Consider the following 7,573-nt stretch of genomic DNA (forward strand, 5'->3'; position numbering starts at 1 on the left):
GGCGATGTCCGGTGCTGGGGCCGGTCGGGGGTGGCCGTTGCTGGTCCTGGACGGCGACGGCGCCCTGATCACCAGCTTTCCGCACGTGGAGCTCCCCGGCGGCGACGGGCTGCTCCTGGCCGGGCCGGTGCTGGACGTGGACAGCAACCGCGCTGTGCAGGTAAGGGTCCGGCCGGTGGAGGACGGGCCGTTGCTGCCCGCGGCGGTGGCGGCCACGGCACAGGACGGGGTGGCCACGGTGACGGCGCACCCCCGGACCTGCCCGCCGGGGAACACCCGGCTGGCGTTTCTGCTTGGCCGGTACATCCACGGGGACCGGGTGGCGGCCGGGGTGAACGTGCCGGTGGTCACGGTCGGCTGTGCGCTACGACCCGAAGAGTTCGGGGGGCGGCATCATGCCGGTGTCGCATCGGGTCCGGCTGCCGGACGGACGGGGCCGGTGGACTGTAGCCGGCCGCGCCCCCACGCCCTGCCCGGGCACTCCGCACGGAAGAAGACTCCGATCCCCCGGCACGGACACTACGTTGACGTTGCGACTTCGGCTTTGATCTTGCGGGAAAAGGCGCGACCTCGACCGCGACCCGACTTTTACCAGCCTGCATTCTGCAGCCATACCCATTGCAGTCACCGTGCGCGACGTACCGGAAGACGTACGTGACACACTCGCGCAGTACGCTCGCCAGCAAGGCCAGTCACTGCAGGCGTTCCTGCTCGGAGTACTCACCCGACAGGCCCGGTATGCCCGAAACCAGCAGGTCCTCGCTGCGGTGGAAGACGAACTCGCGGCGGGCGGCGGCGCCGGCGCGGATGCTCCAGCCGCCGCCGACGTGCTGGCAGCAGCCCGCGCCATGCACGTCGAGGCGACATCAACGGACGAGCCAGGAGCGCACGGTTCCGGATGGTCGTAGTGGACGCTTCCGTGCTCGCCAACGCCCTCGTCTACGCCGACGCCCGACTCGCCCGCACCGCCACCCGCTACTGCACCATCCACCTCGTCGAATAGGCGCGTGTCTCACGTCGGGTATTGCTCTAAGGGCTAAGCACAGACGAGCAACCGAACCGGCGCCAGCGGCCCGCGGTACGCACCGGGACGCAGGTGCAATGGGATGGCAGTTGCCACCATGCCGCATTGATCGTTTTCGTCTATCGTCGCGGAACATGAACAGCGGCCACGAGCATGAGCTCCCCACCCAAGGGCACGGGCACGGCGGGCACCCGCACGGCGGACGGCATGACCACCACGCGAGCGGGCGGTGGACGCGGCTTCGTCACGGCCTGTCAGACCTGGCCGGAGGGCACAGCCACGACCCGGCGGACCAGATCGACGACGCGTTGGAAGCCGACACCGCCGGCCGCCGCGCCCTCCTGATCAGCCTGGCCGGTCTCGGGCTGACCGCCGCCCCGCAAGCCGCCGTCGTGGCACTGTCCGGATCGGTCGCGCTCCTCGGCGACACCCTGCACAACGTCGCCGACGCGCTCACCGCGGTCCCCCTGCTCATCGCCTTCACCGTGGCGCGCCGCCCGGCCACCGCCCGGTTCACCTACGGCTACGGCCGCGCCGAGGACCTCGCCGGCCTCGCCGTCCTCACGATGATCGCCCTGTCGAGTGCGCTCACCGCCTGGGCCGCGATCGACCGCCTCCTGCACCCCCAGCGCGTCGGCCATCTGGGAGCGGTCGCCGTGGCCGGGCTCGTCGGCTTCCTCGGCAACGAGATCGTCGCCCGCTACCGCATCAGGGTCGGCCATCAGATCGGCTCCGCCGCCCTCGTCGCCGACGGCCTACACGCCCGCACCGACAGTCTCACCGGCCTCGCGGTGCTCCTCGGCGCGGCCGGTGTCGCGGTGGGCTGGCACTGGGCCGACCCCGCCATCGGCCTGGCGATCACCCTGGCGATCCTCGGAGTCCTGCGCTCCGCCGCTCGCGTCGTCGGGGCCCGGCTCATGGACGCCGTCGACCCCGCCGTGGTCGCCGAAGCCACCAGAGCGCTCCTGCACACCGAGGGCATCGAGGCCGTCCGCGAACTGCGGCTGCGCTGGATCGGCCACACCCTGCGCGCCGAAGCCGACGTCACCGTCGATGCGAACCTGACCCTGACCGCCGCTCACGACCTCGCCCACGCCGCCGAAGCCCACCTGCTGCGCCGCATCCGCCGCCTGTCCGCCGCTACCATCCACACCAGCCCCACCCACCACCACGCCGCCACGACGGTCCCCTAAGCCGCACCGCCGATCACGCTTGGTCACGGCGCCGCCGGATCAGTGCCCCGTGCCCAACTCAGTGCCCCATGCTCAGCCCGCCGTCCACGGGGATCAGCGCACCGTTGATGTAACCGGCCTGCGGGGAGGCGAGGAAGGCGACGAGGGCTGCGACGTCCTCGGCCTCACCCATGCGGCCACCGGGGACGCCGGCGGTGAGCTGCTCCCGCTGCGCCTCGGTCAGCGCGTCGGTCATGTCGGTCCGGATCGGCCCCGGAGCGACCACGTTCGAGGTGATGTTGCGCGGAGCCAGCTCGCGGGCGAGGGAACGGGCAAAGCCGATCAGGCCGGCCTTGGACGCCGCGTAGTTGGACTGGCCGGGGCCGCCGACGGAGGCGACGACGGAGGAGATGAAGATGAGCCGACCACGACGCAGCCGCATCATCGGCCGGGAGGCACGCTTGGCCACCCGGTAGGCACCGAGCAGGTTCGTGTCCACGACCTCCTGGAACGCATCCTCGCTCATCGTCGCCAGCAGGGTGTCCCGCACGATCCCGGCGTTGGACACCACGATCTCCACCGGCCCGAGCTCGGCTTCGACCTCCGTGAACGCCTTGTCGACGCTCTCACTGTTGGCGACATCCAGACGGACACCCAGCATCCCCGCGGGGGCGGTGCCCCCGCGGCTGGCGACCGCGACCCGCTCACCCGCGGCCGTCAGGGCGGCGGCGCAGGCGGCGCCGATCCCCCGATTACCACCTGTTACCAGTGCGACACGACCCTCATTTGCGCCCATGGGTCGGATGGTAGCGGCCACCGCGTCGAATCCCGGTGTCCGCCGACGATGAGGCCTCAACCGCCGGCCGGCATCGGCTCGGCCACCCTCGCGGTCCTCCCTGGTGTCGCCCCGAACCGGTCACGCGGACCGGTCGCACGGGCGGGACGATCCGGGGGGACGATGCGCACATGCGTCTGATGATCCGAGTTCAGCCGGGCGCCGGGCGGACCGCGGTGGGCGGGCGGCGCGAGGACCCGCTGCACGGCCCGCTGCTGATCGTCCGGGTCACCGAGCCTGCCGTCGACGGCCGGGCCACCGAAGCCGCCCTGCGGGCCCTGTGCGCGGCGCTGCGGGTGCGCCGGGGAGATGTCCGGCTGGTCCGCGGCGCGACCAGCCGGGTCAAGGCCGTCGAGGTCGAGGTGGCAGCGGTCGACGAGCCCGCGCTCCGGATCCGGATCGACGAGCTCGGCCGGGACGGCTGACCGCCGGGGCGGCAGTCCCGCCGCGGCGAGTCCCGCCGCGGCGGTCCTGGCAGGGCGGTCCCGGCATCACCGGGCTGACGCACGACGGCCAACGCCACCGCGATGGAAAGCGGATGCTGAAATGGTACGGCCACCGTGGTGAAGGTGGGATACCGACGCGGACACACCATGTGACGGCGACGGGCGCCGCCGATCCGGCCGGCGGCGCAACCTCCGACCGGCACCGCACCACCGCACGTCCGGACTTTGGGAGGTCGGAGTCGTGGGACGTAGGCCGGTCATGCGCAGGCCCGATGTCAGACCGGTGGAGGCTGCGCACACGCGCTCCGACCGGGGGGAGATGATCATTACACCAGACGACGCCGCGGGGCCGGTCCCGGCCCGGTCCGTGGATCCGCCCGTGCCGGGGACCGACGGTCGGGTCGCCCACGACGACCGGGTCACCCACGACGACCGGGCCGAGGGCGGCGGTCCGCCGGGAGACGCCAGCCCCCCGACCGGACCGGCGAACGGAGACGACGTCGTGGGAACCCAGACCTCGCCGGCCGCGGCCCGGGCCATCCCCGGGCCCCCAGACCCAGCCATGCCAGACCCAGCCATGCCGGGGCCGCCCGGTGGCGTACTCGACCTCGCCGCGCTGGCCGCCGTGGAACGGCGGCTGCGGAGCGTTGCGTCCCGGATCATCGACGGGGACGAACGCGCCGGGCAGCGGCCCGCGGTCGCCGCCGAGTCGGAACGGGCGGCCGTGGCCTCGGTGTCGAGCATCGCCACGGTGCTGTGGTTCGACGCCCTGCGCGCCGAGGACCGCGTCAGTGTGACTCCACGCGCCGCCCCGCTGATCCATGCCGTTCATCACGTCCTGGCGCACGCCAGGCCGACGGCCGAGAAGACCACGGCCGCATCGCCCGTCCCCGCCGTCTACCGGCTCCCCCACGTCCGGCCGGGTGAGATCCGTCCGAACGGAGTCCGTTCCGGGCCCGATGGTCGGCCGTTGCGTGCCCTCGGCGCCGGCAACATCGGACCGAGCGGGACGGTCTGGGCGGCGTTGGCACGCCGTTATGCCGGGGAACGCTTCGACCGGACTCCCCAGGGTCGGCAGATCTGTCTGATCGACTACTCCGAGCTGCACGACCCGACCGTCTGGGAAACGATCACCGATGAGCGGGTCGCTCATCTCGGCGAGCTGTTCTGGGTGGTGACGGTGTCCGGCTCCGCGCCGGCCGGACCGGTCGGCGGCATCGGCAAGCCCGCCCGCGCGGCGCGCATGTTCGAAGCCGCCGGTTGGCAGATGCTCACCGTCCGGTACGGACGCGTCCTCGAAGCGCTCTTCCGGGCTCCCGGCGGTCACGCGCTTCGCAACCGCCTCGACCAGCTCCCGATGGGCGAGTACCGCGCGCTGCTGCAGGCCCACGGAGCCGACCTGCGCCGCCGCCTCGCCGGGCCCGGTGCGTCCGGCGCCGGCATCAGCCGCCTGCTGGACACCCTCACCGATGACGAGATCCATGCCTGCCTGCGCGATCTCGGTGGCTACGACCTTCCCCTGCTGATCGACGCCTTCGACGAAGTCGCGGCGGACCGGCCCACGGTCCTGTTCGCCTACACCAGCGACGAGCTCGCCCGGGAGGAGCGCTCCCACGACGAGCGCTCCCACGGCGAACAGGCCCACGGCGGACGGACTTACGGCGGACGGACCGCCGACCACGCGTCCGCGGCCCCGTCCGCCGGACCGGGCACGCCGCCGGCCGCCGGCGTTGGCACCCGCCCGGCCCTCCGGCCAGGAGACGACGCCGCAGCCCACCGCCTCGCCCGGCACGTCGCCGGTTACCTGGACCGGGTGCCGGTGCCGCTCGGCGCGGCACCACCCGTGCCGACCGACTCCGACCACCACTTCCCGGCGTGGATCTCCACCCAGGAGGCATTCGGCGGGATGTTGCGGGACCTACCCCGGCTCGCGCCCCAGGCAGCCACCGCGGTGCTGACCATCAGTACGCGCAACGCCGACCCCGTCCTCGCCGACTGGCTGGCCGCGGCGGACCGGACCGATGGGGAACAACCGGGCCGGCACGTGGCCGGAGGCCTGTCGGCCACGGCCTTCGGCGGGGTGCTGGCCTCGCTGGGAGTGGCCTGGAGCCGCCAGGGTCTGCCGCTGCTGCCCATCGGAGTCGCCGACGAGGTGGCGGCCGGACGAGTACTGCCCGGCTGGATGGCCGGCGCCACCGCGGACGCCCGATCGATACTCGCTGTGGCGGACACCGGTCTCGACCCGGTCGTCCGCAACCTGGCCTGGAACGGTGGCAACGTCGTCCCCGCCCCGGTGGCCGCGACCTGGGAACCGGCCTTCGCGCACGATCTCGCCTGGTGCCTGCTGGCCGGCCTCGGCGGGCTGGCCCGCCTCGACGGCACCTCCTGTGTGATCCGGCTCTCCGCCCGCCAGGTCGATCAGCGCCTCGCCGAGGTCCCCGTGGACGCGCTGGAACGGCACCGACGCCGGGCCCTGGTCCTCGCCGGGGGGTACCGGCTCCACGAGGGCGGTCCCGACGCCGCGCTCACCCTCGTCGGGGTGGGTGCGGTCATGCCGGAGGTGCTGCACGCCGCGGCGGAGCTACGCGCCGGCCTCGGCCGGGAGATCACGGCCGTGTGCGTGACCTCCCCGAACGCGATGTTCCACGCGCTGCAGGCCCGGCGCGGGTTGGCCGAGGGTTCCGACGCCCTGCTCACCGAGGTGTTCCCCGCGGACCGGCGCACCCCGATCGTGACGGTGGTCGACGGGGACCCCCGTGCCCTGAGTTTCCTCGCCGGCGTCCACGGAGATCCCATCTCCGCCCTCGGTTCGAGCGCGCCGCTGCCGGAGGCCTCCGGGCCGCCGGGAGGGACACCGGGGGACACCGACCCGGGCTCATCGGCCTCCGGCGCCGGCGGCCACGCCGGTAGCGGCAGCCTTGCCCGGCGGGACACGGCCTCGTCGCGGGACCACCGTCGCCGCCCACCGGTGGAGCTGGACACGATCGTCGGAACGGCCCTGGATCTGCTGGACGAGACGGCCGGCTGATCCGGGCCAGGGACCCCACCGCACCCGGGTCCCGGACCCCGACGGCCCGCCGTGCTCAGATCCCGACGGCGTGCACGCCGCCGTCGACGTGGACGATCTCGCCGGTGGTGGCCGGGAACCAGTCCGAGAGCAGCGCCACGCAGGCCTGGGCTGCCGGCGTGGTGTCGTGGACGCTCCAGCCGAGCGGCGCCCGGCCGTCCCAGACCTCCTCGAACTGGCTGAAGCCCGGGATGCTCTTGGCCGCCATGGTCCGCAGCGGGCCGGCCGCGACGAGGTTCACCCGCACGCCCCGGGGTCCCAGATCACGGGCGAGGTAGCGGGTGGCGGAGGCGAGGCCGGCCTTCGCCACGCCCATCCAGTCGTACGACGGCCAGGCGACGGACGCGTCGAAGTCCAGGCCGACGATCGACGCCTTCTCGGCGAACAACGGCAGGGCGGCCCGGGTGAGCGACGCCAGCGACCAGGTGGAGATCTGCAGGGCGGTGCCGACCTCGGACCAGGCCGCCTCGACGAACGGCTTCCCACCGAGCACCGATTCGGGCGCGAACCCGATCGCGTGCAGCACGCCGTCCAGGCCGTCAACATGTTCGAGCACCTGTCCGGCCAGCCCCGCGAGATGCTCTTCGTCGGTGACGTCCAGCTCGACGACGGGCGCCAGGGTGGGCAGTCTCTTGGCGATGCGGCGGGTCAGCGACAACCCCCGCCCGAATCCGCTGAGGACCACCGCCGCACCCTGCTCCTGGGCGATGCGGGCGACGCTGAATGCGATCGAGGCTTCCGTGAGAACACCGGTGACGAGAACGCGCTTACCTTCGAGAAATCCGCTCATGGGCTGCATACTCCCAAACATCGCCGTCCCGGTAGCGACACCGCTGCCGGGAAGTCGTCCCCGCCGTCAGCGGCGGATGCCGTCGCCCGCAGCCCGTCCACCGTTGCCCGCCCACCACCCGCCCGCTCGGCGCTAGCGGGAGTTTCCTAGATAAGTTGATCTTTGGAGTCCGTTGAGCTGGCCGGTGGCTGGTTCAGGACGGTCTGACCTGGATCTTTGAGTACTCGCCTGATCGACAG

6 protein-coding genes and 1 pseudogene are annotated in these 7,573 nt (G+C 72.9%); 4 read left to right on the top strand and 3 right to left on the bottom strand.

Annotated features, from left to right (window positions below; genetic code table 11):
* Positions 1-658: pseudogene (locus tag AC08ON_RS14050) on the top strand (hypothetical protein); the annotation flags it as partial.
* Between the two features lie 34 nt (positions 659-692).
* On the opposite strand, the gene AC08ON_RS14055 reads toward AC08ON_RS14050, so the two are convergent.
* Entirely contained in the window at positions 693-854 is a 162-nt protein-coding gene (locus tag AC08ON_RS14055; RefSeq protein WP_476607986.1) for a hypothetical protein, read from the bottom strand.
* Positions 855-1,158: 304 nt separating this feature from the next.
* Here AC08ON_RS14055 and AC08ON_RS14060 point away from each other — a divergent pair, with 304 nt between their 5' ends.
* Positions 1,159-2,217: a cation diffusion facilitator family transporter gene (locus AC08ON_RS14060; RefSeq protein ID WP_476607985.1), complete on the top strand. Its 1,059-nt coding sequence runs from the start codon at positions 1,159-1,161 to the stop codon at positions 2,215-2,217.
* 58 nt (positions 2,218-2,275) lie between these two features.
* On the opposite strand, the gene fabG is transcribed toward AC08ON_RS14060, so the two are convergent.
* Positions 2,276-2,992 (bottom strand): 3-oxoacyl-ACP reductase FabG, encoded by a 717-nt coding sequence (gene fabG / locus AC08ON_RS14065; RefSeq protein ID WP_476607984.1) that lies wholly within the window; start codon positions 2,990-2,992, stop codon positions 2,276-2,278.
* Positions 2,993-3,162: 170 nt separating this feature from the next.
* Here fabG and AC08ON_RS14070 point away from each other — a divergent pair, with 170 nt between their 5' ends.
* Positions 3,163-3,456: a DUF167 domain-containing protein gene (locus AC08ON_RS14070; RefSeq protein WP_476607983.1), complete on the top strand. Its 294-nt coding sequence runs from the start codon at positions 3,163-3,165 to the stop codon at positions 3,454-3,456.
* A 400-nt stretch (positions 3,457-3,856) separates the two neighbouring features.
* Complete coding sequence (locus AC08ON_RS14075) at positions 3,857-6,505, top strand: pyruvate dehydrogenase (protein WP_476607982.1); 2,649 nt, start codon at positions 3,857-3,859, stop codon at positions 6,503-6,505.
* 55 nt (positions 6,506-6,560) lie between these two features.
* Here AC08ON_RS14075 and fabI read toward each other — a convergent pair whose 3' ends face one another.
* On the bottom strand, positions 6,561-7,334 hold the full coding sequence (gene fabI / locus AC08ON_RS14080) for an enoyl-ACP reductase FabI (RefSeq protein WP_476607981.1): 774 nt from the start codon (positions 7,332-7,334) through the stop codon (positions 6,561-6,563).
* Between the last annotated feature and the right edge of the window lie 239 nt (positions 7,335-7,573).

It is taken from the genome of Frankia sp. CoWAU3, from assembly GCF_977971855.1.